We start from the raw sequence: 25,072 nt of genomic DNA on the forward strand, positions 1-25,072 counted from the left end.
CCGAAATTCGCGCGACATGCTTATTTAGTTTTCTTGCGTACGTACAGCACCAGATTGTGGTCCACCAGCTCGACGCCATGTTTGGCGGCGATGGCATGTTGCAGTTTTTCAATATCTTCGTCGAAGAACTCGATCACTTCACCGCTGTCCACGTTGACCATATGGTCGTGGTGTCCACCGTCGGCATCGGCCAATTCAAAGACCGCATGACCGCCATCGAAATTATGGCGGATCACCAGCCCTGCGGACTCAAACTGCGTCAGTACACGGTAAACCGTGGCCAGACCGACGTCTTCGCCAGCTTGCATCAGCGCCTTGTAAACATCCTCGGCACTCATGTGACGCTGCTCGGCAGAGTCAAGCATTTGTAGAATCTTGACTCGTGGCAGAGTCACCTTAAGTCCGGCCTTACGTAGTTCGCTATTTTCAACCATGGTTAGCTTTCTCGCGGAAGCGCTTCGCAGCTTCTCTTAATACGGGTATGATCGGCGTTTACGTTGTCCCAGCCAAGATAGTGGAAGTCGCCCACCGATGCAAAACACCAAGCTCTTGCTAACCAGTTTCACCTTTGTGGGACTGCTCGCACTCGCCGGTTGTTCATTCCCCGGGGTTTACAAAATCGACATCCAGCAGGGCAATGTCGTCACGCAGGACATGATAAACCAGTTACGCCCGGGAATGACCCGCCGGCAAGTGCGGTTTATCATGGGCAACGCCCTGCTGACCGATACATTCCACCCGGATCGTTGGGATTATTTGTATAGCCTGCAACCCGGTGGCGGTGAACGCCAACAAGAACGCGTGAGCGTGTTCTTCAACGAAAACGACCAGCTCGTGAGCTTGTCAGGCGACTTCAAGCCTGGTGTCAGCCGCGACGAAGCAATTCTCGGCAAAGACGCTGCTACAGGGGTAACTGTCCCTCCAGCGCCAGAAACTGCGCCGAGCGAGAAGAGCGATGCCCCGCCCAAGCCAGGCTCGCTGCTCGATCAGATCCAGAAAGACGTCGATGGAGTCGAAACAGTTCCTGTGCCGACCCCTGCACCTCTGGATACAACCGAACAATAAGCGTTCGGCACAAAAAAGCCCGGCATGCCGGGCTTTTTGTTATCTGCCATAAAGTGACTACAGCTGGCTCAGACGTTTGGCTTCTGCGGCTTTGGCTGCACGCTGGCGCCGAATCTCTTTAGGGTCAGCCAGTAACGCCCGGTAGATCTCAACCCTGTCACCGTCCTGCAGCATCTGGCTGGCTGGCGCGGCAACCTGCTTGCCGAAAATCCCCAGGGGACAATTCAGCAGATCCAGCTCAGGAAACTCACTGTCGATACCCGACGCCAATACCGCTGCCCGCACCGTCGTGCCTTGCGGCACCGCCAAAGCAAGCAAACGCTGACGATCAACCGCCGCGTAGACGATCTCAATCTCAATCACAGGGTCAGCCATACAACTGCTTGGCGCGCTGGCAAAACGCATCGACCAACGTATTGGCTGCCTGATTGAACAAAGGCCCCAATGTCGCCTTCACAATCGCCCCGGCGTAATCAAAGGTCATATCCAGGCTGATCTTGCAGGCTTTCTCGCCCAACGGCTTGAACACCCAGAGGCCGTGCAACTTGGTAAATGGCCCCTCTTCAAGATTCATCTCAATCGTTTGCCCCGGCACCAGCGTATTACGCGTCACAAAGTGCTGGCTCAAACCGCCCTTGGCCACACCCAGACTGGCGCGCATCAGCACCTCGGTGCTTTCTAGGATCTCGGCCGAGGAACACCACGGCAAGAACTCCGGATAACGCGCAACATCGTTAACCAGGTCATAAAGAGCCTGCGCCGGATAAGGCAGCAAGGCAGAGCGTTGGATATGGGTAGTCATGTCAGCGTTACTTCCACAGCTGGGCGGCAAACACAATCAGAATGCCGAGTGGCGCCACATAGCGCATCAAGAAAAGAGTCAGGGTGAACATCACCGGGCTGCGCATCGACAATTCGTCGCGCACCGCGCCTCGCCCCATGATCCAGCCTGCAAAGACCACAAAGCACAGTCCACCTAAAGGCAGCATGATACGCGAGGTGAAGAAATCAACGACACCAAAGAAGTCCAGTCCGCTGGCAGCACCCCACTGGTAAAGGTGAAAGCCTGACTCTTCGCTCACAAAAAACTTGGCTTGTTTCCAGATATTGAACGAAAACACCGTACCCAACCCGACAAACCAGCATGTAAAGGCCAGCCAGAATGTCACCCAAAGGCGTCGAACCCTGGTTCGCTCAACCAGGTAAGCCACCATCGGCTCAAGCAACGAGATGGCCGAACTCCAGGCAGCCACGGCGACCAGAACAAAAAACACCACCCCCATCAGCTGACCGAATGCGACGTTGCCAAAGGCAAACGGCAAGGTCACAAACATCAGGCCAGGGCCTTCGCTCGGGTTCAAACCCGAAGCGAATACAATTGGAAACAATGCCAGCCCAGCCAGCAATGAGACAAAGGTATCGATCAGTGCCACACCGACGACCGTCCCGGAAATCGACGCGTTCTTCGGCATATATGCGCCGTAGATCATGATAGAACCCACGCCCACACTCAGCGAAAAGAACGCATGGCCCATTGCTGCAAGCAAACCGTCGAGCACCCGGTCGGGATTGAAGTCGAACATGAAATGCACGCCTTCCATGAAGTGCCCGGTGGTCATGCTGTAACCCAGCAGCACCAGCAACAGCACAAACAGGATAGGCATCATGATCCGCAAGCTACGTTCAAGCCCCGCCACCACTCCCCTGGCAATCACAAATGCTGACAGAAGCATGAACGCCGTATGCCAGAACGTCAGCCTCCAGGGGTTGGATATCACGCCACCGAAGTAATCGCCCACCTGCTCAGCCGTCGCCCCCTGAAAGTCGCCCTTGCCCATATTGATGATGTAATCCAGCGACCAGCCACCGACCACACTATAAAAAGACAAAATCAGCAGCGCGGTGATCATCCCGGCAAAAGCCCCCCACGACCAACGCCCGGAGTGACCCGCCTCAACCGCCAATACCTTCAAGGCATTCGCCGGACTGAGTCGCGCTCGCCGCCCGATGAGGGTTTCAGCCAGCATCACCGGCACACCAATCAGCGCGATACATGCCAGGAACACCAGCACAAAAGCGCCGCCGCCATAGACGCCAACCATGTACGGGAATTTCCAGATACTGCCCAAACCCACAGCAGAACCGGTCGCAGCGAAAATAAAGACCCAACGGCTTGCCCAACTGCCGTGGACAGAAACCTTGTCTGTCGACATCGTTACTACGCCCAACCACTAAAAAAAGAGGGCGCATTGTCCGGGAATCACCCTACGTGCTCAAGCACGTAGTCCTACGCGCACAAACTCGCAGGTTGGCCGTAGCCGACACGCTAGCAACTGCCTATAATGCCGGCCCTATGGCTAAACAGAAGAAACACCCCACAGGGACCATCGCGCAGAATAAAAAAGCGCGACACGATTACTTCATCGAACATCGGTTCGAGGCTGGTCTGGTCCTGGCCGGCTGGGAAGTAAAAAGTCTGCGTGCAGGCAAGGCACAGCTGGTCGACAGCTACGTGCTACTCAAGGACGGTGAAGCCTGGCTGCTTGGCAGCCATATTGCCCCCCTGACGACAGCCAGCACCCACGTCATTGCCGACCCTACGCGCAGCCGCAAACTGCTGCTTAACCAGCGCGAGCTGGAAAAGCTGTTTGCCGCGGTGCAGCAGAAGGGTTACGCCTGCGTCTGCCTCTCGCTTTACTGGAGCAAGCACTTGATCAAGTGCGAAATTGCCCTGGGTAAAGGCAAGAAGGAATACGACAAGCGTCATACCGAGCGTGAGCGTGACTCCGATCGCGAACTGCAGCGTGCAGTTCGCAACAAGGGCAAGGAAGACTAGACGTCCCTCCCCTGAATATCTGCAGGAGCGAGCTTGCCTCGCTCCTGCAGGTCTGGCATTTCACAACCCATTACGCCGCTCTGCCCGCGCCATGCGCTGAACTTCCTGACGCACTTCTTCCAGCACTTCCTGCACATACACCAGATGCCGGCTTGCCACTTCCCGGGCATCTTCCGCACGACCCTCGATAATTGCCAGGTACAACTCGCGGTGCTGACTGATCAGCATGTCGCGCGTTTCGCTGCGCTGCTTGTACATGCCACCGATATTGGTCACTACGTTGCGCTTGAGCAGATCGAATAGCCCGCGAATCGTGTGCAGCAACACGGCATTGTGACTGGCCTCCGCAATGGCCAAATGGAAGTTGGCATCGGCTTCTCCCTCCTGCGCCCGACTGACTTCATCGACCCGCGCATAACAATCCTGCAACTGCTCGAACGCCAGGCGCAGGCGCTCACGGTCCATCTCGGTTGCACGCAATGCCGCGTAATACGCACATGACGCCTCAAGGGTATGCCGGAACTCCAGCAGATCGCGCTGCGCTTCGGGGTTGCTTTCCAGCAGTTGCAGCAACGGGTCGCTAAACGTCGTGCCCAGCGAACTCGCCACATAATTGCCACCGCCCTGGCGACTGACCAGCAGACCTTTGGCCGACAACTTTTGAATCGCTTCACGCAATGAAGGGCGCGACACACCAAATTGTTCCGCCAGCGCACGCTCAGCCGGCAATCGCTCGCCGGACTTCAGCGTTCCCTCAAGGATCATGCCCTCAAGCTGCTCGACAATATCGTCCGACAAACGGCGCTGACGAATTTGATCAAACCCCATAACTGCTCTCCACCCTCCCGGCCACGCGCCGGGGGTCGCTATTCTCGCCGATTGGCGCAATCGGCACACTCATCAGAAACGCCGCTCTCGACCCCATCAGATGCACTGAACACGAACACCGCGAGAAAAGATTTAAGAGCGGCAAATTGACACATACCGCATAACGCTTTTAACCTAGCCGGTAGCGGTTGTAAATTGGTAATACCAATTATCCAAATGCGCTCGACCAATAACAATTAGGGGCCACCCCATATGCAAACCTGGCAACAGCTCTATAGCCCGCTCGGCAGCCTCGGCCTGTCCGCTCTCGCGGCTGTCATTCCGATTGTGTTCTTCTTCCTGGCCTTGGCCGTGTTCCGTCTCAAAGGACACGTCGCCGGGAGCATTACCCTCGCCCTGTCGATTGTGGTGGCCATCTTTGCCTTCCAGATGCCTGTCGACATGGCCTTCGCAGCAGCCGGCTATGGATTTGCCTACGGCCTCTGGCCAATTGCCTGGATCATCGTTGCCGCGGTGTTCCTCTACAAACTGACGGTTAAAAGCGGCCAGTTTGAAATCATCCGCAGCTCGGTCCTGTCGATCACTGACGACCAGCGCCTGCAAGTGCTGTTGATTGGCTTCTGCTTCGGAGCGTTCCTCGAAGGTGCCGCCGGTTTCGGCGCGCCGGTTGCGATTACTGCCGCATTGCTTGTAGGCCTGGGTTTCAACCCGCTGTACGCCGCGGGTCTGTGCCTGATTGCCAACACCGCCCCCGTGGCCTTCGGCGCCCTTGGCATCCCGATCATCGTCGCAGGCCAGGTAACGGGTATCGACTCGTTCAAGATCGGCGCCATGGCTGGCCGCCAACTGCCTTTGCTGTCGCTGTTCGTACCGTTCTGGCTGGTGTTCATGATGGACGGCCTGCGCGGCGTACGTGAAACCTGGCCGGCAGCCCTGGTAGCCGGCTTGAGCTTCGCCGTCACCCAGTACTTCACCTCGAATTTCATTGGCCCTGAACTACCGGACATTACCTCGGCCCTCGCCAGCCTGGTCAGCCTGACGCTGTTCCTGAAAGTCTGGCAGCCAAAGCGCACTGCAGGCGCACAGATCGCCGGCGTGTCCTCTGACGTAATCGTGACCGCCAGCGCAGGAGGTTTCGGCAAGCCAAGCAACCTCATGGCTTCGCCTTACAGCCTGATGCAGATTCTCAAAGCCTGGTCGCCGTTCCTGATCCTCACCGTTCTGGTGACCATCTGGACCCTCAAGCCGTTCAAGGCCCTGTTCTCACCGGGCGGCTCGATGTATGGCTGGGTGTTCAACTTCGCCATCCCGCACCTTGATCAATTAGTGATCAAAACTGCCCCCATCGTAAATGCACCGACCGCCATTGCCGCCGTGTTCAAACTGGACCCGATTTCAGCAACCGGCACAGCGATTTTCTTCTCTGCATTGATCTCGATGCTGATCCTGAAAATCAACATCAAAACTGGTCTTACCACTTTTAAAGAGACCCTCTACGAACTGCGCTGGCCGATCCTGTCCATCGGCATGGTGCTGGCCTTTGCCTTCGTCACCAACTACTCGGGCATGTCTTCCACCATGGCTCTGGTACTGGCAGGCACAGGCGCGGCGTTCCCGTTCTTCTCGCCGTTCCTCGGCTGGCTGGGCGTGTTCCTGACCGGCTCCGACACCTCGTCGAACGCCCTCTTCAGCTCGTTGCAAGCCACCACTGCACACCAGATCGGTGTCAGCGACGTATTGATGGTCGCGGCCAATACCAGCGGTGGCGTGACCGGCAAGATGATTTCTCCGCAATCGATCGCCGTGGCGTGTGCGGCCACCGGCCTGGTGGGCAAAGAGTCCGACCTGTTCCGCTTCACCCTCAAACACAGCCTGTTCTTCGCCACCATCGTTGGCCTGATCACACTGGCACAGGCCTACTGGTTCACCGGCATGCTGGTGCACTAATAGGGCTATGGTTACTGCACGATAAAAGGCGCCGGCCTGCATGTCGGCGTCAGTCATTCAAAACCCGGTCTGCCTGGCGGCTGAAGACGGTTTCAGCCGCTGACGCGGACACATAACCGGGACCACCCGGAGACGCCTGATGAGCGAGCTTTTTTACAACGCCGTGCCGAATGCGACCCGCGTCGCCCCGCCTCTTCCAACACCTCGTCAATACCCTTCGCACAAGCCGCGCAAGGTCTATCTGTTTGGCACCTGCGTAGTGGACCTGTTCTTCCCCGAAGCCGGGATGGACGCCATTCACCTGATCGAACGCGAAGGTATCGCAGTCGACTATCCCCAGGGCCAGAGCTGTTGTGGACAACCGGCTTACACCTCCGGTTACACCGATCAGGCCCGCGAAGTTGCACGTTCACAGCTGGCGTTGTTCGCCGAAGACTACCCCGTGGTCGTGCCGTCCGGTTCTTGTGCCGGGATGTTGCGCGAACACTACGAAGACTTGTTCAAGGACGAACCCGAGACGTTGAAAAAGGTCCATGCCCTGGCCGAACGCACCTTCGAACTCACCGAATTCCTGCTGTTCGTGTGCAAGGTGCAATTCAAGGACAGTGGTGCCCCCGTCAAAGTGGCGCTGCATACCTCATGCTCCGCCCGGCGCGAAATGAACACCCACCTGCATGGCCGCGAAATGCTCGCGCAACTGAGTAATGTTGAGCGCATCGACCACAGCCACGAAAGTGAATGCTGCGGTTTTGGTGGGACATTCAGCGTACGCATGCCGGATATTTCCGGGGCCATGGTCGCCGACAAGACCCGCGCCTTGATTGAAACCGGCGCGCACCAGGTACTGACTGCCGACTGCGGCTGCCTGATGAATATCAATGGCTCGCTGGAAAAACAGAAACAGGCCCTGCGCGGCCAGCATCTTGCCAGCTTCTTGTGGCAGCGCACCGGAGGACAGCAATGAGCACCAGCACACTGATCCCCACCGTCGCGGTTGAAGAAGACTTCCGCGAGCGAGCCCACGAAGCCTTGGCTGACACGCAACTGCGAAATAACTTTCGCAGTGCCATGGACTCGTTGATGACCAAACGCGCCGCGTCCTTCAGCGACGCCCATGAGCGCGAGCATTTGCGAGCCCTGGGCAATGCCGTGCGCGCCCGCGCCTTATCTAAACTGCCCGACCTGCTGGAACGACTGGAAGCCAACCTGACTCGCAACGGGGTACAGGTGCATTGGGCCGAAACCGTCGACCAGGCCAATGAAATCGTGATGTCGATTGCTCGCCGGCGCGCTGCCAAGCAAGTGATCAAAGGCAAATCGATGGTCAGCGAAGAGATGGAGATGAACCACGTGCTTGGCGCCCAGGGCATTGAATGCCTTGAGTCCGACATGGGCGAGTACATCGTTCAACTCGACAACGAGAAGCCATCCCACATCATCATGCCCGCGATCCACAAGAACGCCGGGCAAGTGGCTGACTTGTTCCACGAAAAACTCGGTGTGGACTACACCAAAGACGTCGATCAATTGATCCAGATCGGCCGACGCGTCCTGCGCCAGAAATTCTTTGAAGCTGACATCGGCGTGTCCGGGGTCAACTTCGCGGTCGCCGAAACAGGCACCCTGTTGCTGGTGGAAAACGAAGGCAACGGCCGCATGTCCACCACCGTGCCGCCGGTGCATATCGCCGTAACCGGCATCGAAAAAGTCGTCGAGCATCTGCGTGATGTGGTGCCGCTGCTGTCATTGCTGACACGCTCGGCCCTCGGCCAGCCGATCACCACCTACGTCAACATGATCTCCGGCCCGCGCAAACCCGGCGAACTGGATGGCCCCGAAGAAGTGCATCTGGTACTGCTCGACAACGGCCGCAGCCAGGCATTTGCCGACAGCGAGCTACGTCAGACGCTGAACTGCATCCGTTGTGGTGCCTGCATGAACCACTGCCCGGTGTACACGCGCATTGGCGGTCATGCCTACGGCGAGGTTTACCCCGGTCCGATCGGTGCAATCATCACGCCGCACATGGTGGGCCTGGCCAAAGTGCCGGATCACCCTAGCGCCTCGTCGCTGTGCGGTGCCTGTGGCGAAGTGTGCCCGGTAAAAATTCCGATCCCGGCCCTGCTGCGCCGCCTGCGCGAAGAGAACGTCAAGGCACCGGATGCCTCGCCTCGAATCATGCGCGGCCAGGGCAGCAAGTACTCGCGTAAAGAGCGTCTGGTCTGGAACATGTGGGCCAGGCTTAACAGCTCCCCCACCCTGTACCGCGTGTTTCTCAAGGCCGCTACCCGCCTGCGCGGGCTCACGCCGAGCAATGTCGGGCCGTGGACGCAAAACCACAGCGCCCCCAAACCCGCTGCCCGCTCCCTGCACGATATGGCCCGCGAGCACATGGCGAAGAAATCGGGAGACCCGCGATGAGCGCTAAACAAAACATCCTCAACAAACTGCGCAACAGTCTGACAGGGACCACACCGGTGCCTGACAACTTCGACGAAGTGCTGGTAACAGAGCCGTGGACCTACACCCCGGAACAACGCATCCCTCAGCTACGCAAACTGATGGAAGCGGTGCATACCGAGATCCACCTCAGCACCGAACAGGACTGGCCTGCACTGTTGGCGCAATTGGTCACCGACCGGCAGTTACCGAGCCTGTTGATCGCGCCCGCCACAGCACACGGCCAGAAAGTGACGGCGCATTGGGCGCAGAATCCTGCGTTGCCGACTCTCAAGGCCTACAACCGTCCCGTGGAAGAATGGAAAGCCGAACTGTTCAATGACACCCCGGCCAGCCTGACCACGACCCTGGGCGCAATTGCCGCCACCGGCAGTTTGATCATGTGGCCGACGCCTGAAGAGCCGCGCTTGATGAGCCTGGTGCCACCCGTGCATTTCGCCCTGCTCAAAGCCAGTGAAATCCGCGACAACTTCTATCAAGTGCAGCGAGAAATGAACTGGGCAGCCGGCATGCCAACCAATGCCCTGCTGGTGTCCGGCCCATCGAAAACCGCCGACATTGAGCAAGTGCTGGCCTACGGTGCCCACGGTCCGAAAGACTTGGTGGTGTTGATCCTGGAGGATGCATGAGCCTGCCCGCTGCCTTTGTGCGAGACGCTGAACGATTGATCGCGCAAGACCGCCGTTTCGACGATCCGCTTTCAACCCTGGCTTTTGGTACTGACGCGAGCTTTTATCGGCTGATTCCCAAGCTGGTGATACGCGTCGAGTCTGAGGACGAAGTAGTCGAACTGTTGCGCCTCGCCCGCCGCGACCAGGTGCCGGTGACTTTTCGCGCCGCCGGCACCAGCTTGTCGGGCCAGGCCATCAGCGACTCGGTGCTGATCGTGCTTGGGGATAACTGGAACGCCAAGGAGATACGCGGCCAGGGTATGCAAATTCGCCTGCAACCCGGCGTCATCGGCGCCCAGGCCAACGCCTGGCTGGCACCGTTCGGGCGCAAGATCGGCCCCGACCCGGCCTCGATCAATGCCTGCAAAATCGGCGGCATCGTCGCCAACAATGCCAGCGGCATGTGTTGCGGCACCGCGCAAAACACCTACCACACCCTGGCTGGCCTGCGCGTAGTACTGGCCGACGGTACCCGGGTCGACACCGAAGACGCGAGCAACGTCGCCGCCTTCCGCCAAAGCCATGGTCCATTGCTCGAACAGCTGGCGACATTGGCCCGCGAGACCCGCGCCAACACCGAACTGGCTGCAAAAATTCGCCATAAATACCGTCTGAAAAACACCACCGGCCTGTCACTCAACGCCCTGGTGGATTTCGACGACCCGCTGGATATTCTCAGCCACCTGCTGGTGGGTAGCGAAGGCACCCTGGGCTTTATCAGCGCGGTGACCTACGACACGGTGATCGATCATCCGAACAAAGCCTCGGCACTGATCGTGTTCCCCGATGTTGAAACCTGCTGCAACGCCGTCACCGTCCTGAAAAATCAACCGGTGTCAGCCGTAGAACTATTGGACCGTCGCAGCCTGCGCTCGGTGCAGGACAAGCCGGGCATGCCGGCTTTCGTACAACAACTGTCGGCCAATGCCTGTGCCCTTCTGATCGAATCCCGCGCCGCAACCTCGACTTTATTACACGAACAACTGGCACAAATCATGGCGTCAGTGGCGGCGTTCCCGGTCGAGAAACAAGTCGACTTCACCGAGGACCCGGTCGAAAACGCCAAGCTGTGGGCAATCCGCAAAGACACCTTCCCGGCCGTCGGCGCCGTACGCAAAACCGGGACCACGGTGATCATCGAAGACGTGACCTTCCCGGTCGAACAACTGGCCATCGGCGTCAATCGCCTGATCGAGCTGTTCGACAAACACCACTACGACGAAGCGATCCTGTTTGGCCATGCACTGGAGGGCAATCTGCACTTCGTCTTCACCCAGGGCTTCAACAACCCCGAAGAAGTGGCGCGCTACCAGGCGTTTATGGATGACGTGGCGCAGCTGGTTGCCGTGGAGTTTGGCGGTTCGCTCAAGGCTGAACATGGCACCGGGCGCAATATGGCGCCGTTCGTAGAACTGGAATGGGGCAGCGATGCCTACCAGTTAATGTGGCAGCTCAAGCGCTTGCTTGACCCCCAGGGCATTCTCAACCCCGATGTGGTTCTCAGCGAAGACCCGCACATCCATCTCAAGCACCTCAAACCGATGCCCGCCGCAGACGAGATTGTGGATAAGTGCATCGAATGCGGTTTTTGCGAGCCGGTGTGCCCATCAAAAGGCCTGACCCTCAGCCCGCGCCAGCGGATTGTGATCTGGCGCGACATTCAGGCCAAAAAACGCGCAGGGATTGACACCCTTGAGCTAGAAAAAGCCTACGCCTACCAAGGAATCGACACCTGCGCCGCTACCGGTTTATGCGCACAGCGTTGTCCGGTCGGCATCAACACCGGCGAGCTGGTAAAAAAACTCCGGGCCCGCAGCGCCAGGAATGTGAAAACCGCCGACTGGCTGGGCAATCATTTTGCTACCACGCTGCAAGGTGCCCGTTTCATGCTGCATGCGGCCAATGGCGCACGCATGCTGCTGGGCGCGCCACGGCTGGGCAAAATCTCGGCCGCACTGACCAAAGCCAGCAAAGGCCGCGTGCCGTTGTGGACCAATGCCATGCCACAACCCGAACGCGCGATTCGACTCAGCCCTGCGGTCAAGGATGCACGACCGCGAGTGGTATATCTGGCGGCGTGTGTTTCGCGAGTGATGGGGCCTGCGGCAGGCGATAGCGAGCAAATCTCGCTGCTGGATAAAACCCGTGGTCTGCTGGAAAAAGCCGGTTACCAGGTGGTGTTCCCCGACAACATGGACAGCCTGTGCTGCGGCCAGCCGTTTGCCTCCAAAGGCTATGCCGAACAGGCGGAACACAAGCGCCAGGAACTCATTGGCGCACTGCTGCATGCCAGCCGCGGCGGGCTTGATCCGGTCTACTGCGACACCAGCCCGTGTACCTTGCGCCTGGTGCAAGACCTTAAAGAATCGCGTCTGGACCTGTATGACCCGGTGCGCTTCATCCGCACCCACCTTGTGGACAAGTTGAGTTTCACCCCGCAAGCCGCACCGATTGCTGTGCACGTCACGTGCAGCACCCAGCACTTGGGCGAAAGTCAGGCGCTGATCGACATCGCACGCCTGTGCAGTTCCCAGGTGGTAATTCCCGAAGGGATTCATTGCTGCGGATTTGCCGGCGACAAAGGCTTCACCACACCGGAGTTGAACGCCCACTCGCTGCGTACTCTGAAAGACGCCGTGCAGCATTGCAGTGAAGGTATATCGACAAGCCGCACATGCGAAATCGGTCTGAGCCAGCATGGCGGGATTGATTACCACGGGCTGGTGTATCTGGTAGACCGGGTGACCACCGCTCTGTAGGAGCGGGCTTGCTCCCACAGTTTTTGGAAATTTTTGTGGGAGCTGGCTTGCCAGCAATGCCCCTTACGGCCACCCAAAAAACGCCCCGCTTTTGGGCACAAAAAAAATGATTCAGTGATGGCCAAATACAAGCAGAACTCCTGAGCACGGCTATAGTCAATTGGCTTAATGCCCCACGATTTGGGGCATATAACCGAGCCCGGAAACACCGGGCCTATCATGTGCACAAGGAGTTTTCCCCATGAAGCGTACCGCTCTTGCTGGTCTGTTTATTTCCGCTGTGATGTTGGCCTCTCCGGTGTTTGCGGCTGAAACCATTCCTGCGAAGGATGATTTGTGCGCCATCAACCTGCAAAAAATTGAAAACGCCATGGCTACTTCTGGCCAGACAAGCGAAAACACCTCCGACGACATCAAGGCCGGTTACGATAAGGCTAAAGCCGAAAAAGCTGGCGGCGATGACAAAGCCTGCATTTCTACCACCACCCAAGTGCTCCAGCGGATCCAGGATGTCAACAAAGGTGGTGGTGACGGCAAGTAAACCCTTGATGGGGTTGGCCTTCTGCGCTGGATAGGCGTAGACTCCGCTAGCTTGCTGGTTATACACAGCAAGCATCGGGGCCGTTTAGGATTCGACGCCGGTTGCGAAACTCTAGGTGCATGCCGAGTTGGTAACAGAACTCGTAAATCCACTGTTGCAACTACTTATAGTTGCCAATGACGAAACCTACGAGGGTCAAGCTCTCGCAGCGTAAGCTGCCTTAGCCATCCTCCTGGTACCTTCGGGTCCAGCAATCACTAGGGGATGCCTGTAAACCTGAAGTGATTGTCATATAGAACAGGATCGCCGTGCAGTACGTTGTGGACGAATCGGCTAAAACTTACACAACTCGCCCAAAGCACCCTGCCCTTCGGGTCGCTGAGGGTTAACTTAATAGATACGGCTAAGCATGTAGTACCGACAGCGGAGTACTGGCGGACGGGGGTTCAAATCCCCCCGGCTCCACCACTTTTACATCTAAAGACGTCCAAGGGCGTCTTTTTTTGTGCCTGAAATCCAGCAAATACGGGGCTTTCAGGTCCAATGGTGTCCGATGGTATCTGAGTTCATCCTACAATTCGTGTATTCCACGTGGTATTCCAAACCCACGACTGGTATTTTTTGGAATACACGCAGTATCGGAGATCACCATGGGTGCTCAAGCCACGCGGCTTTCAGACGTCAAAGTCAAAGCAGCGAAACCAAAAGAAAAAGACTACATCCTCACTGATGGCGACGGCCTTCAAATGAGGGTGAGAGCCAATGGCTCAAAGCTGTGGAATTTTAACTACATTCACCCAGCAAGCAAAAAACGAATCAACATGGGCCTTGGCACCTTTCCGGAGGTGAGCTTGGCTCAAGCCCGGAAACGGACCGTAGAAGCCAGGGAGTTGGTAGCGCAAGGGATAGATCCGAAGGAGAAGCGCGACGCGGATCGAAAAACCTTAAGAGCGACTACGGAACACACATTTAAAAACGTAGCCACCGCGTGGTTCGAGCTCAAAAAAGACTCCGTCACGACTGCCTATGCTGAGGACATCTGGCGTTCGCTGACGCTGCATGTTTTCCCCGACTTGGGTACGACCCCGATCTCAGCGATCACTGCGCCGGAGGTCATAAAATTGCTTAGACCGCTTGAGACCAAAGGCAGCCTTGAGACCGTGAAGCGACTGAGCCAGCGTCTTAACGAAATCATGACTTACGGCGTGAACTCCGGCCTGATTCACTCAAATCCACTCAGCGGGATTCGCTCGGTCTTCAAGAAACCGAAGAAGAAAAACATGGCAGCGCTCGCGCCAGACGAACTGAAAGAACTAATGATGACTGTGGCCAATGCCAGCATAAAAAGGACTACACGTTGCTTGATTGAGTGGCAGCTTCACACCATGACTCGCCCCGCAGAAGCAGCTACCGCACGGTGGGCAGACATCGATATCGGCAAGAAGATCTGGACAATACCAGCGGAGCGGATGAAAAAGCGTCGGACTCACATCATCCCACTCACGGAACAGGCTTTAGGGCTTCTAGAGGCTATAAAGCCGCTGAGTGGCCACCGCGAGCATGTTTTCCCAGCAGACCGTAATCCCCGAACCCATTGCAACAGCCAAACGGCCAATATGGCGCTGAAGCGTATGGGATTTGAAGGCCGCCTTGTGAGCCATGGAATGCGCTCAATGGCCAGCACCATCCTCAACGAGCACGGGTGGGATCCTGAGCTGATCGAGGTTGCGCTTGCTCACGTCGACAAGGACGAGGTACGTAGCGCGTATAATCGGGCCGATTACATTGAGCGTCGACGCCCAATGATGAAGTGGTGGAGCGAGCATATCAAGGAAGCGGCTACCGGAAACCTTTCAATCGCCGCAATCATTGACTGCCAGGACTGAAGCCACACTTCAATGAGTTGGAAGACCAACGTCTCATCTTCGGGTGGCCCGTGAGCAGGCATTAGCTTGCGATCTACAGAGCTAAGTGAAGGCAGCGTTTTTTCGCTGCCTTCCTGTCTGATAAAGTGGCACGCCATGATGGCAGTGGTTCTTGCAACGACTTACGCGCCCCAAGTGAATTGTTAGTAAATGAACAACCTAATAACGATTAGACAAAACACCACAAACTCCAGGAACGATACGAATGTCGTTTGAAAAGCTGTCTAAAATTAACATAGATGAATTCATTCACGGTTTAAGACAATCACTTCGAACGTCGTATGAGCTCATATTCGAAGATACTGAATTTGACGAATACATGCAGAGCATTCGAGTCAACATAGAGAGCGGCGATCTCGATCAGGAGCGCCTGAATGATGAGCTAATTAACTATCTTGCTTCAACTCCTCTCAGTCCCCATTACCCTTTTTTACGTGCTGCCGCTCTAACCGACTTAACCCTACAAGCTCTAGCTCGCAAGGATTATGAAGCCTTTATAGCGTTGGCTTTGCAGGCCAGCGCCTACGTTGAAGGCGCTGCTGTGCATGCGCAATTCAATTCACTACTGGATATCCCCGCTGCACTACGTCGACGAACCACGCAAGCAGCAGCGGCAGCCCGAAGTGAAACATTCCAATTAGCGAAGGATCAGGCACTGCTGTTAATCAGCCAAAGACGTCCAAGCGACGGCTGGGATGATCTGACACATGCAGCAGAGTCAATAGAAGAGGAGCTAGGCGCCTTTATAAAAAGTAACAAAATCAGTTTAACGAAAACGCGGATCGTGAGCAATCTGAGACAATGGTCTAAAGAAGACGCAAGCTTTCGAGACTCATTAAACCGTATACTTACACCTTCCGCCAGGTAGTTTTCATACTCCAAGACAGGACGACCGACGAGGCCGCCCTCTTTTCTTAACTGCCCGCTTCGGCATCTCTCCACGACCGAAAGTTCTAGCTCTTCCATCTATAACTATTCGAACGTAATATTCAATCTTAGTTAAGTAAACCGCTGCTTTTTGCAAATTCTTTCGCTTATCCTTGTCAGAGTGCTCAATCATACCAATGCCGCAAGCACGATACGCATCCTTTCTACGATTGCAATTGTAATACACCCCTCTTCCGTGGGTCGCTTTGTCGGCCCATGTCTCACCGATCATTCTGGCCCAGCCTATATCCTCCCTGACCCGAGAACCATCTAAAAAAAACATGCAGTGATAATGATATCCTTTGGACAGTCCGTACTCCAACTTCCAGGAATGCCCTAGCAATGTGTTTGTAGGAAGCTTACGCCTCAACATACCCATTAACCTTTCTCTATGCAATTTTACATCTTCGAAATCTAATTGCTCTCGCACTCCTCCACCGCCGACCAGCTTCGAATATCCTAAATCCACTCGCAGAACCAATACTCGTGATGTGTCTTTAAAAATAGCATCGATATACGCGATCAGGCTTTTGTAATTTTTATTGGAAAGTCTACGGTGTGCATTTAGCTGCTTTCTGAAAGCCGCACCACGCACCAAGAATCTAATCCGCTCAACAGCAACATTAATCGAATCGACAAGCGCAAGCAGATCACCGTGAAAGTTTTTTAGATTTCGGTGACTGTAATATTGAAAAGCATGTTCTTCAGTCGCTTGAAAGAAAACATTAACCAATGGGCTGAAATCATGAATTGGGTAATACCGCTGAATCTCCTGCTTGGCCCAGATATAAACCAACAGTTTTTCCCCCATGCTGGTCAGCTTTACTTTCTGCCCACCATAACCTTCGTGGAGATATGCCACATCATCATCAGTCTCGGCCACTTTTTGAACGAGCTTCTCTATTGCGCTAATTTTCAGTATCGCACTTCTTTCCCCATTGACTGCGATTGCTCCGGATGTACCACTATCGAAATACGATGTGGTACTTTCCAACAATGCCTCTTCAACGTATCTATCTACTCTTTTCATCCCCACCTCTGCATCATCATTCTATAATCCTGTGCCATGTGCGCACAGTTTTAGCCAGCACAACAAACGTCTCACCTGACGGAACACTCATTCATTGCTTACTTTCATTATTCGACAAACCTATTCACCATTGATAGCTCACTGACAAAAGTCAGAGCTATCAATAGGTATATATGCTCACAAATGCTTAGAGCTAATACTAATTAACACCAATAACAAAGAATCCAGAATTCCTCTATAGGAGATTCATAAGGGAGTCTAGGCACAGGAAGAAATCTGCAAAGCGTTGGTCCGGAGCAAAAAGGCATAGTTGCAGAACCACAACCATCGAGTTAGTGCTACGCCAGATACGACCAACGGCGACTCAGAGCTCAGAGTCGGTTGCCCTAGACTGAATCCAGTCGTTGATATTCGCTTCCAGCCATCCAACAGCTGAGCAGCCAAGCTTTATCGGCTTGGGGAAGGTTTTATCGTACCTGGGCGAATTGACGTTCATCCGATCATAAATTGTGGACCGCGATAAACCGATACGGTCTTGGACCTGCCTCAACCGGAGAACCCTTATTTGCCGTTGCGCCTGCGCTTCCATCGTCAACCTCTCGTGAGTCAAATTGGCTATGGATCGACTTTAAATATTCATGCGGATCGCGTGCGAAATTGTGCTTACGTAAAAAAATACACCACGCTTACGCCCTAAGAATGACGACCTGAAGAACTAACCCAAGCTTTCCTGAAGAACCAACACGCACAGCGGTTGTAGACCTAACTGGAACACGACACTTATAACCAAATAGAATATTAAAATTACTTCATATGCAAATATAAGCAGAACTGATTAAAGCGAAATATCAATACCCCATTCAAACTTATTTGAAATACATATTACTTAATTGAATATATAGATTATTCAAAGCGAAACCCCATCTACGACAATAACGCCATTACGGAAACTCAAATGAACAACTCTTGCCCGAACTGCAACTCTTCTCGCATAACCACTAGAAATATCGGACGAAAGACTGGCGGTTTCATTGGATCTATAGGAGGTGCCACAAGTGGTGCCACGGGAGCGTTATCAGGTGCAGAGCTAGGCGCAACTCTAGGTGTAACTGGTGGCCCTATAGGCATTGCGATAGGGGGTATCGCTGGCGCTCTTATCGGTGGGATATTCGGTGGAGTAGCTGGTGGCATCGCTGGCGCGACTGTTGGGGAACAGGTCGACACGAGAATACTTAACAACTTGCAGTGTTTAAGTTGTGGCCATTCTTTTACGCCCAGAAGCTAATAACTCAAAAGGCTTTGAACTTCATAAATCTTTGTTAGCGAGTTAAATAATGGCTCATCTTATCGATCAAATGGCTTATGTCGGTGCTACTCCTTGGCATGGACTTGGCAACCAACTAACGAAAAAGCAACCTCTGGAAGTCTGGCAACAGGAAGCGGGCATGAACTGGCTGATACAGGAAAGCCCGGTCCACTACAAAGCTGGGTCTGTCGGCCACCTGGGAAGCATTCACACCTTTCCTGAACAGAAAGTACTGTACCGCTCCGATACGAAAGTCGCTCTCTCGGTCGTATCTCAACGCTACCAAGTGGTGCAGCCCCGTGAGGTATTAGAGTTCTACAGAGACCTCACCGAGGTTTCAGGCTACGAGCTAGAAACGGCCGGGGTACTGAAAGGTGGTCGTAAGTTCTGGGCGCTGGCCCGAACAGGGCAAGGCACGACGCTCCGTGGTAACGACCAGGTAAATGGCTACCTGCTGCTTGCCACCTCCTGTGACGGTACGCTGGCCACGACGGCAACACCGACCACGGTGCGGGTGGTATGCAACAACACGTTGACCATAGCCCTGGACGGCGTAGCCAACGCTATCAAAGTGCCGCACAGCACGCGTTTCGATTCACAAGCGGTGAAAAAGCAGCTCGGTATCGCCGTCTCTCAATGGGACGAGTTCATGTACCGAATGAAAAATCTGTCTGAGCGAAAGGTTCAGTGGCCCGAGGCGATGAGTTTCTTCATGAACGTATTGTGTGACACCAGCCCTGATAGTCCGCTACCGACAGTCCTGCCTAATGAGCGGGCATTGCGGAAGGTGCAAAGTCTATACGAAGGACAGGGACGCGGATCGACATTGGAGTCGGCTCAGGGTACTGCCTGGGGGTTACTCAACGCTGTAACGGAGTATGTGGACCACGAGCGTCGAGCTCGAAGTAGTGAGTACCGCATGGATTCCGCATGGTTCGGCCAGGGGGCAATTCTCAAGCAACGAGCACTAAATGCGGCCCTAAAGCTTGCGGCATAAAGCAACGGCCTCTTAGCCCGAATCAAACAGGCTGGGAGGTCGTCGTTGGAAGACAGTGATTTTCAAAGCCCGGCGTCACCCAGCAGCTCAGATGGCTTGCGTTGGATCGCTTTGGCAATGCGCAAGATATTCAAGAACGTAACATTTCGTTCTCCACGCTCGATTTTTCCCATATGGGACCGATCGATCTGCGCGAAGTCGGCTAATGCTTCCTGGGAAAGCCCAAGCTCAAGTCGACGAGCACGCACAGCAGCCCCCAAACGTACAAGGTCACGGTCTTTATCAAGGCTTGCGGAGATTCTTTCCATGCCGAGAATCGTTGCGCTATGATGCCTAAACGACCACGGTATTTACGACCCTTTTTCGGGTTCGTTGACGTAGCGTGCGAGACCCCAACCGAGCCCCTCACGGCATCAACGCCAAGTCTTCAAAACTAAGGTAAGGAAAGCAACGGAAGCTATGAAAATTTCTAATGTACTTTTCGCAACAGCACTCATAATTTTATCGACGCAATCTAAAGCAGATCTTTGGAGCCAATATCAAACCCCGAACGCTATAAAATGTGAAGTTTTAAGAAGCAACATTAAGCACTGTACCGATTCAACTAGACCAGAAAAACATGTAGTACAGTACCAAGACCAAAGTGGTCAATCCACAATGCGAGAAGAGTCTACTATTGAGGTCGTCACATGCATTCCACAGCTAGATAAATGCATAGACAACAGTCGTAACTATCGTGGCAAAAGCAATACTGAAAAAGACATGAAGTACGTTGTGTACTTAGATTTTTATGTCCATCCAGGAACCGACGGAACTGACTGGGCATATAAAAATGGTACAGGGCCTTTATTCGGAGGAGCTCCAGCAGGCAACAACGTAGCAACACCTATGACCTCCTCTGTGAAAGCAACGCCAACAGCTAACGGTACTTACGACATCTGGTGCGACCCACAAGGCGATAGCTGCGACCTGACCATTGACGGAGGGAGTGATCAAGTCAGTCGCGCCAGGTTGCCTGTGTATGTCCCGGTGGCTTCCGACACAAGCAATTGCACTATGGAGTTCTGTTATAACTCCAAGCAAGACGTAATTGGCCTCAACCCTGACTACCATCTCTGGAAAAAATAGCTCCTGGGCCTACTCTAATGTTTATAGCTGAGGCGTGATTTTCTATCAGTAGAAGTCACGCCCCCGTCAAAGCCATTAAAAATTCAATAATTTTTTGACATGCATATCAAGAGCTAAAAGCTCACTTTCGGCCGCACCATTAAGCCTAGCGGTGATCTCAAGTGATAAATCTCGGATCGCCCTAATTTGCGCATTACTTTCATCGTAGCGTGGGATATTCAAGTATTCCGCCACGCTCACCCCTAAACTTAACCGAGAAGCATAGGCCGATACTGTGCTGGAAATCACAGGAGCATTTAGAAAGCCGGTTAGATATGCAGCCTCTCCCTCGGTTTCAGCGGGAATAAAGTAAAGTTTGTGATCCGGGATCACTATTTTTTCACCAGAAAAGCTAGTAACCGCACTTCCTACATAGGCTGCGGCAAAAACTTTTCCGATCTCACGCCACAATACCTTGTAAGGCGAAAACGTATATGCACCAGTGCTCCATAGTGAATAAAACGCCTGCCCCTTTTGGAACCTCTTGAGGCTAGAGCGACCTTCAAGATGGGATTTAAAACGATTCAAAAATTTGAACACCAACGGAGAATGAACCGCGAGTTCAGTATCTCCATGCATCCCACGCTGAGGAACTATGATACGTAGATGCTCGTCCGGAACAGCACAAAACGGTCTGACTCCCTGACCTCTGAGTAGCGGAAAAAGGTGTTCGGACTCAATTCGAGCGGTTATCTCCGGAATACCTTTCGTTTTACCGATGGAGGCGGCATTTCGTACTGTAACTGTATTTTCATCGCCCTCCTCCGCCTCATAGACCCAAAACACTCCGTTACGGTCTGCCGTAACGCCTTTGCGAGCTTGGTACACTCGCTCTGCACCAGCAAAAACTTTAGCGAACACCACCTGCTCTTCATGCGGGCCGGTAAGCCAAGGTCGGCCTCCCTCCCCACCCGGCACAGGAACAGCCGTATATTCGATCTGAGTTGCAGCTCGACGAAACTCCTCAGCACTCCTTGACCTCCGTAAAGTTGAGGCCGGCACATCACCCGTAGTCCAGACACGGTACGGTACAGGAAAAACAGTCGAAGCATCTCGTTCTAGAGCCAGGAAACGAGGCATGTTGGTCACACCGTCGAATGGACTGATTGCATCAAAATCCTCAACCAATAGCACTTTACAGTTCACGTTATTGGGACCGACAGAGAATCTGCGGAAGCCAGCGCTTGAGGGAGTAGTAAAGACCGAGCCGGGCAGGAAAAAGCCAAGCCGCCCCGAGGGGGCCAGGTAATGATAGATCGCTTGGTAAGTCACAACTGTGGAAATATCTGCCTCGATTCCACCGACCCATTTATCGTTACTGAAAACACCAAGCTGCTTGCATTGCGCCTGAATCGTCTTGGTGTATTCCTCCGGAAGATTGCTCCATTTCACCCAGGGAGGATTACCGCAAACATGACTCGATGGTGGGATGGCACCCGCCGCAAAACGATCAGCAAGAATGGCGCACCAAATCCCATTCCATCCTTGCTCATGGAGCGACACTAGGTTTCCGACAGTCGTCTCGACAGTTTGAATATCGTAATCATCCAACTGCATTCCCTTAAGATCAGGTCGAATCGCACTGTTTATTTTAGCGGCAATAACATCTGCATCGATTAACCCCCGGATTCTTGTAAATACCTTGAAGAATTCCGCATGGCTAATCATCGCCTCCGGCACTGAAAACTCTCTAGGGCCGACCTCGGTCTGCATGACATAGCTGTAGCTTGGGAAAAGACCGCTGCTTACGCGAGCAGGGTTTATGGCGTCAGCCAAGTAGACCGGCAAGCGTATAGGATCAGCAGGATCCAAAAATGGGGAAAGAAATACAGCCAGGGATCCCTTGGCGGCAAGTACTGCTAACGGATTCAAATCGATTCCATGCAGCCCCAAAAGCAGAGACTTTGCAGTGGCGCTATCGCCTTGCTGTAATCGACGCCGACGCAGCGCCTCCAACAGGAACGTGCCTGAGCCGCATGTCGGATCAGTAAGCGAGTCTTCCGCCCCCCACTCAATGAGATCCATCCCATGCTCGGCAAGCCAGTCAGGTGTATAGAACTCCCCAAGAGCGTGCCGGACTTCGCGAGGAATAAAGCGCTCGTATATTCCCTTAAATAAATCTCGCGTAGTATTCGGATGTTTTTTTGCGATTGTGAAGTCGACTCCGGAGAGCTTCCCAAACAATGCGTCTAAATGAGGACTGTAATCCTCCCAACCACTATCATCTAAATACCAAGCAAAAAAATCGCCGCTGAGCATATTTAGAATACCTGAGTGCTCAAAAAGCTCGCCCGTTTCAACTGCACGCAAACGATCAACCACTGGCACAGTCGAATCCAGAAGATTTTGGCTCGGCCGAGGAAGAGCGCATGCAGTGACAATTTTGGCGATTATCGCAATATAAGTATTCAGAGCAAAAAGATAAGCAGCAGGATTTTCATCATAGGGTTGATCATGGGATATTTCTTGCCGAGCAAGCAGCGTCTTCATATTAGCAGGCTGAAAACCGACAACTTGACTAAAAAGCCTGCGCCACTCTGTAAAAAGCATCTTCGTTTTGGAAGTACGAGAGGTCGACTCCGCTCGACATATACTGTCGTAAAGAGCAGGAATTAGAGCAATCCCATGATCGGAATCTGGCCCAACCAGCGCCTGTAATAGCTGAGGGTGAACAAGCGGACGGCCATCCTGCTCAAGTAAAGCCAATAATCGATTTGCGGCGCTGATGTCAAAAGGAATGACACCATCCCATTGCGGGCATGCATCTTCAAAACTGCCAAAGCTGATATGGGATCCATCCCATATAACTAATACATAGTCTTCTAAAAGACGGCCTTCTTCGGCCGAGATAAGGACAGCGTATTCTTCAGCTTGATCACGAGCATGCTTAGCCTTGCTATTGAGACGTCCAGTGAACGATCTCGGAGGCTCATACTCGATTACCACTGCTCCATGTGCTACATCAGCAAACTTAGTGGGTTTACCGGCTTCTTTAAGCGCTCTTTCCAGCTGGAATGGCGTCCATGGAATATTTCGTGCTTCGCAAGCTACCTTAAGAGCACCTTCCAGCTCATGTCGCAACTGCGCCTCGTTCCTTGCGGCCTCAGAAGCAGACGCAACTTTACTGACGAGCTGTGATGCAATTTTTGGCACTGCCATAACCCTATTAGAATTGACGTAATTTTTATCGTCGCAGAAGACTAGAGAATCCAAACGCCGTCAGCGCCTCTACCTTGTTCAGATTTTTCTACGCCATGCTCTTCAATCCAGCTCCGGTAAAGAGATGTTTGAAAATTGCCTCAGCAAGCATTGGCGGTACGGCATTACCAATCTGAGTAAACTTCGAGTCGGTATCGCCTACCGGCTCGAAATCACGCCCAAATGTTTGAATGCGGGAGCACTCTCTCCAGGAGAGTCGTCTCGGTAGTTCAAGGATAGGTCGAGTAGGGTCTGCGGATAGGTGTTCATACTCGTCCGAAAAGTCCCACCTTTGCTTCCACCCATCAGCCAAATTCGACCATGTCAGTTTCATTACTGGACTTGCTGGATGCAGCGTTATATGCCGCGAATTAGCAACCACTGTATACGCTGGTTCACTCCACTTAGCTTTACGGTTCCGGGACATAAAGTACCAAGAAAAATGGCCTTCAGGATCATGCGGACGCTCATAAAACTCTCCCTCAGGCCATAGAGGCAAATCCAAAATTGCATCGCCATGAGAAGTATAAGGCTTCAGATCAGGGTTTTTCTTTGTTGCCTTCCCGTGTGTTTCAGGCGGAAATTCAAAAACTTGGTTTAGGTCCTTCCTTACTCCGACAATAATTAGACGCTTGCGAGATTGAGGAACTCCATATGCCTTGGCGTTTATGAGGTGATGACTCACAACATAGCCCTCCTGCCTGTAGGCCGTCTCCTGTTCCTCCAGAAAGCTACCCGCCCCCAATTGCTTCAATCCAGAAACATTCTCCGCCACGAAATATTTAGGACGGACGAGGCTGATTACTCGCAAAAACTGCTTATAGAGGTTCGTGCGCTCGTCTCTCTTGGGGTCCCTGTTGCCAGCCATAGAAAAAGACTGGCATGGATATCCGCCGACGACGACATCGGCACTCGGAAATGCGAGGATCTGCGATATATCGCCATTCCTCACATCAGTATCAGGAAAATACTTTTCCAGCGTTTTACACGCATCCTTAAGGATGTCGTTTGCAAAAACGATGTGGCCTCCGGCGGCCTCGATACCGAAGTCCATTCCGCCGCATCCGGAAAATAAAGACAGGACCCGGATTTCTTCCCCATCTTTCTCAAAAATATTATTCACGTTGACCCGCATCAGATTTCTTTTCTTCCGAGCTCTCGCCCTGCGCCAAAAGCGGCCAGCGCGCTTTCAAGTACCCATCGACCGCATCCCGTACCACCCATGCAAGCGAGACCCGGTGTTCTGCCGCGATCTTTTCCAGCACGGAGTACTGCTCTTCAGGAAAGCTTATGGATGCACGAACGCTACGCTCATGAGCGCCTGCGTCCTGCCGTCTTCGCTGTATCGACATAACATGCATACTCGCAAAATTCTCTCACCACCTTACACCAAAGTGGTGAACTGTGGATACATC

General features: G+C 53.7%; 24 protein-coding genes and 1 other RNA gene. 14 read left to right on the plus strand and 11 right to left on the minus strand.

The features are described from left to right. Positions 1 to 20: 20 nt before the first annotated feature. Positions 21 to 434, minus strand: coding sequence for a ferric iron uptake transcriptional regulator (gene fur, locus ACP7BO_RS21430; RefSeq protein ID WP_003439580.1), 414 nt, complete (start codon positions 432 to 434; stop codon positions 21 to 23). 97 nt (positions 435 to 531) lie between these two features. Here fur and ACP7BO_RS21435 point away from each other — a divergent pair, with 97 nt between their 5' ends. Then, complete coding sequence (locus ACP7BO_RS21435; RefSeq protein WP_397454855.1) at positions 532 to 1,065, plus strand: outer membrane protein assembly factor BamE; 534 nt, start codon at positions 532 to 534, stop codon at positions 1,063 to 1,065. Between the two features lie 57 nt (positions 1,066 to 1,122). Here ACP7BO_RS21435 and ACP7BO_RS21440 read toward each other — a convergent pair whose 3' ends face one another. The 3 genes from ACP7BO_RS21440 to ACP7BO_RS21450 are packed head-to-tail and all read right to left on the minus strand — an operon-like array spanning position 1,123 to position 3,278. Further along, complete coding sequence (locus tag ACP7BO_RS21440; protein ID WP_426212626.1) at positions 1,123 to 1,440, minus strand: RnfH family protein; 318 nt, start codon at positions 1,438 to 1,440, stop codon at positions 1,123 to 1,125. Next, positions 1,433 to 1,867, minus strand: coding sequence for a type II toxin-antitoxin system RatA family toxin (locus ACP7BO_RS21445; protein WP_397454857.1), 435 nt, complete (start codon positions 1,865 to 1,867; stop codon positions 1,433 to 1,435). The genes ACP7BO_RS21440 and ACP7BO_RS21445 overlap by 8 nt, the downstream gene beginning before the upstream one ends. Before the next feature lie 7 nt (positions 1,868 to 1,874). Next, the gene (locus ACP7BO_RS21450; RefSeq protein ID WP_426212628.1) at positions 1,875 to 3,278 is read right to left on the minus strand and encodes a sodium-dependent transporter; all 1,404 of its coding nucleotides are present in this window, start codon (positions 3,276 to 3,278) and stop codon (positions 1,875 to 1,877) included. A gap of 140 nt (positions 3,279 to 3,418) precedes the next feature. Between ACP7BO_RS21450 and smpB the strand changes: the two genes are divergently transcribed. Further along, positions 3,419 to 3,901 carry an SsrA-binding protein SmpB gene (smpB, locus tag ACP7BO_RS21455; RefSeq protein WP_003439570.1) on the plus strand — a complete coding sequence of 161 codons (483 nt, stop codon included), beginning with the start codon at positions 3,419 to 3,421 and terminating at the stop codon, positions 3,899 to 3,901. A gap of 60 nt (positions 3,902 to 3,961) precedes the next feature. Here the strand turns inward: smpB and ACP7BO_RS21460 are convergent, their stop codons facing one another. Continuing rightward, complete coding sequence (locus ACP7BO_RS21460) at positions 3,962 to 4,729, minus strand: GntR family transcriptional regulator (RefSeq protein WP_426212632.1); 768 nt, start codon at positions 4,727 to 4,729, stop codon at positions 3,962 to 3,964. A 252-nt stretch (positions 4,730 to 4,981) separates the two neighbouring features. Here ACP7BO_RS21460 and ACP7BO_RS21465 point away from each other — a divergent pair, with 252 nt between their 5' ends. From ACP7BO_RS21465 to ACP7BO_RS21505, 9 genes are all read left to right on the plus strand, one after another. Next, the gene (locus tag ACP7BO_RS21465) at positions 4,982 to 6,676 is read left to right on the plus strand and encodes a lactate permease LctP family transporter (protein ID WP_073510079.1); all 1,695 of its coding nucleotides are present in this window, start codon (positions 4,982 to 4,984) and stop codon (positions 6,674 to 6,676) included. Positions 6,677 to 6,815: 139 nt separating this feature from the next. After that, positions 6,816 to 7,640, plus strand: a complete 825-nt coding sequence (locus ACP7BO_RS21470) for a (Fe-S)-binding protein (RefSeq protein WP_426212635.1) — start codon at positions 6,816 to 6,818, stop codon at positions 7,638 to 7,640. Beyond that, the gene (locus ACP7BO_RS21475) at positions 7,637 to 9,097 is read left to right on the plus strand and encodes a LutB/LldF family L-lactate oxidation iron-sulfur protein (RefSeq protein WP_426212637.1); all 1,461 of its coding nucleotides are present in this window, start codon (positions 7,637 to 7,639) and stop codon (positions 9,095 to 9,097) included. The genes ACP7BO_RS21470 and ACP7BO_RS21475 overlap by 4 nt, the downstream gene beginning before the upstream one ends. Next, positions 9,094 to 9,765: a lactate utilization protein C gene (locus ACP7BO_RS21480; RefSeq protein ID WP_397454863.1), complete on the plus strand. Its 672-nt coding sequence runs from the start codon at positions 9,094 to 9,096 to the stop codon at positions 9,763 to 9,765. The genes ACP7BO_RS21475 and ACP7BO_RS21480 overlap by 4 nt, the downstream gene beginning before the upstream one ends. After that, complete coding sequence (locus ACP7BO_RS21485) at positions 9,762 to 12,566, plus strand: FAD-binding and (Fe-S)-binding domain-containing protein (protein ID WP_426212639.1); 2,805 nt, start codon at positions 9,762 to 9,764, stop codon at positions 12,564 to 12,566. Before ACP7BO_RS21480 ends, ACP7BO_RS21485 begins: the two co-directional genes overlap by 4 nt. A gap of 241 nt (positions 12,567 to 12,807) precedes the next feature. After that, complete coding sequence (locus ACP7BO_RS21490; RefSeq protein WP_073510082.1) at positions 12,808 to 13,107, plus strand: hypothetical protein; 300 nt, start codon at positions 12,808 to 12,810, stop codon at positions 13,105 to 13,107. A gap of 76 nt (positions 13,108 to 13,183) precedes the next feature. Beyond that, positions 13,184 to 13,575: a transfer-messenger RNA gene (ssrA, locus tag ACP7BO_RS21495) on the plus strand. A 182-nt stretch (positions 13,576 to 13,757) separates the two neighbouring features. Then, complete coding sequence (locus ACP7BO_RS21500; protein ID WP_090399718.1) at positions 13,758 to 14,993, plus strand: integrase domain-containing protein; 1,236 nt, start codon at positions 13,758 to 13,760, stop codon at positions 14,991 to 14,993. 244 nt (positions 14,994 to 15,237) lie between these two features. Beyond that, the gene (locus ACP7BO_RS21505; RefSeq protein WP_090399716.1) at positions 15,238 to 15,900 is read left to right on the plus strand and encodes a hypothetical protein; all 663 of its coding nucleotides are present in this window, start codon (positions 15,238 to 15,240) and stop codon (positions 15,898 to 15,900) included. 3 nt (positions 15,901 to 15,903) lie between these two features. Here the strand turns inward: ACP7BO_RS21505 and ACP7BO_RS21510 are convergent, their stop codons facing one another. Both ACP7BO_RS21510 and ACP7BO_RS21515 read right to left on the minus strand, forming a co-directional pair. Next, entirely contained in the window at positions 15,904 to 16,989 is a 1,086-nt protein-coding gene (locus ACP7BO_RS21510; protein WP_426212642.1) for a hypothetical protein, read from the minus strand. Positions 16,990 to 17,353: 364 nt separating this feature from the next. Beyond that, positions 17,354 to 17,578 (minus strand): helix-turn-helix transcriptional regulator, encoded by a 225-nt coding sequence (locus tag ACP7BO_RS21515; protein WP_090399712.1) that lies wholly within the window; start codon positions 17,576 to 17,578, stop codon positions 17,354 to 17,356. Between the two features lie 366 nt (positions 17,579 to 17,944). On the opposite strand from ACP7BO_RS21515, the gene ACP7BO_RS21520 reads away from it, so the two are divergent. Both ACP7BO_RS21520 and ACP7BO_RS21525 read left to right on the plus strand, forming a co-directional pair. Then, positions 17,945 to 18,274: a hypothetical protein gene (locus tag ACP7BO_RS21520; RefSeq protein ID WP_090399709.1), complete on the plus strand. Its 330-nt coding sequence runs from the start codon at positions 17,945 to 17,947 to the stop codon at positions 18,272 to 18,274. A gap of 49 nt (positions 18,275 to 18,323) precedes the next feature. After that, a complete protein-coding gene (locus ACP7BO_RS21525) occupies positions 18,324 to 19,292 on the plus strand; it encodes a DUF932 domain-containing protein (protein WP_090399707.1) in 969 nt (322 codons plus the stop codon). A gap of 62 nt (positions 19,293 to 19,354) precedes the next feature. Here ACP7BO_RS21525 and ACP7BO_RS21530 read toward each other — a convergent pair whose 3' ends face one another. Next, positions 19,355 to 19,600, minus strand: coding sequence for a helix-turn-helix domain-containing protein (locus ACP7BO_RS21530; protein ID WP_090399705.1), 246 nt, complete (start codon positions 19,598 to 19,600; stop codon positions 19,355 to 19,357). 151 nt (positions 19,601 to 19,751) lie between these two features. On the opposite strand from ACP7BO_RS21530, the gene ACP7BO_RS21535 reads away from it, so the two are divergent. Continuing rightward, positions 19,752 to 20,420, plus strand: a complete 669-nt coding sequence (locus ACP7BO_RS21535) for a hypothetical protein (protein ID WP_143513823.1) — start codon at positions 19,752 to 19,754, stop codon at positions 20,418 to 20,420. A 75-nt stretch (positions 20,421 to 20,495) separates the two neighbouring features. On the opposite strand, the gene ACP7BO_RS21540 is transcribed toward ACP7BO_RS21535, so the two are convergent. The 3 genes from ACP7BO_RS21540 to ACP7BO_RS21550 form a co-directional block, all read right to left on the minus strand. Further along, positions 20,496 to 23,612 carry an N-6 DNA methylase gene (locus ACP7BO_RS21540; RefSeq protein ID WP_203307652.1) on the minus strand — a complete coding sequence of 1,039 codons (3,117 nt, stop codon included), beginning with the start codon at positions 23,610 to 23,612 and terminating at the stop codon, positions 20,496 to 20,498. A gap of 94 nt (positions 23,613 to 23,706) precedes the next feature. Continuing rightward, a complete protein-coding gene (locus tag ACP7BO_RS21545) occupies positions 23,707 to 24,792 on the minus strand; it encodes a DNA cytosine methyltransferase (protein WP_426212647.1) in 1,086 nt (361 codons plus the stop codon). Further along, on the minus strand, positions 24,773 to 24,922 hold the full coding sequence (locus ACP7BO_RS21550) for a hypothetical protein (protein ID WP_162207700.1): 150 nt from the start codon (positions 24,920 to 24,922) through the stop codon (positions 24,773 to 24,775). The genes ACP7BO_RS21545 and ACP7BO_RS21550 overlap by 20 nt, the downstream gene beginning before the upstream one ends. Positions 24,923 to 25,072 lie beyond the last annotated feature (150 nt).

Source organism: Pseudomonas sp. TWR2-1-1, from assembly GCF_049897045.1.
GTDB classification, from domain to species: Bacteria; Pseudomonadota; Gammaproteobacteria; order Pseudomonadales; family Pseudomonadaceae; genus Aquipseudomonas; species Aquipseudomonas versuta.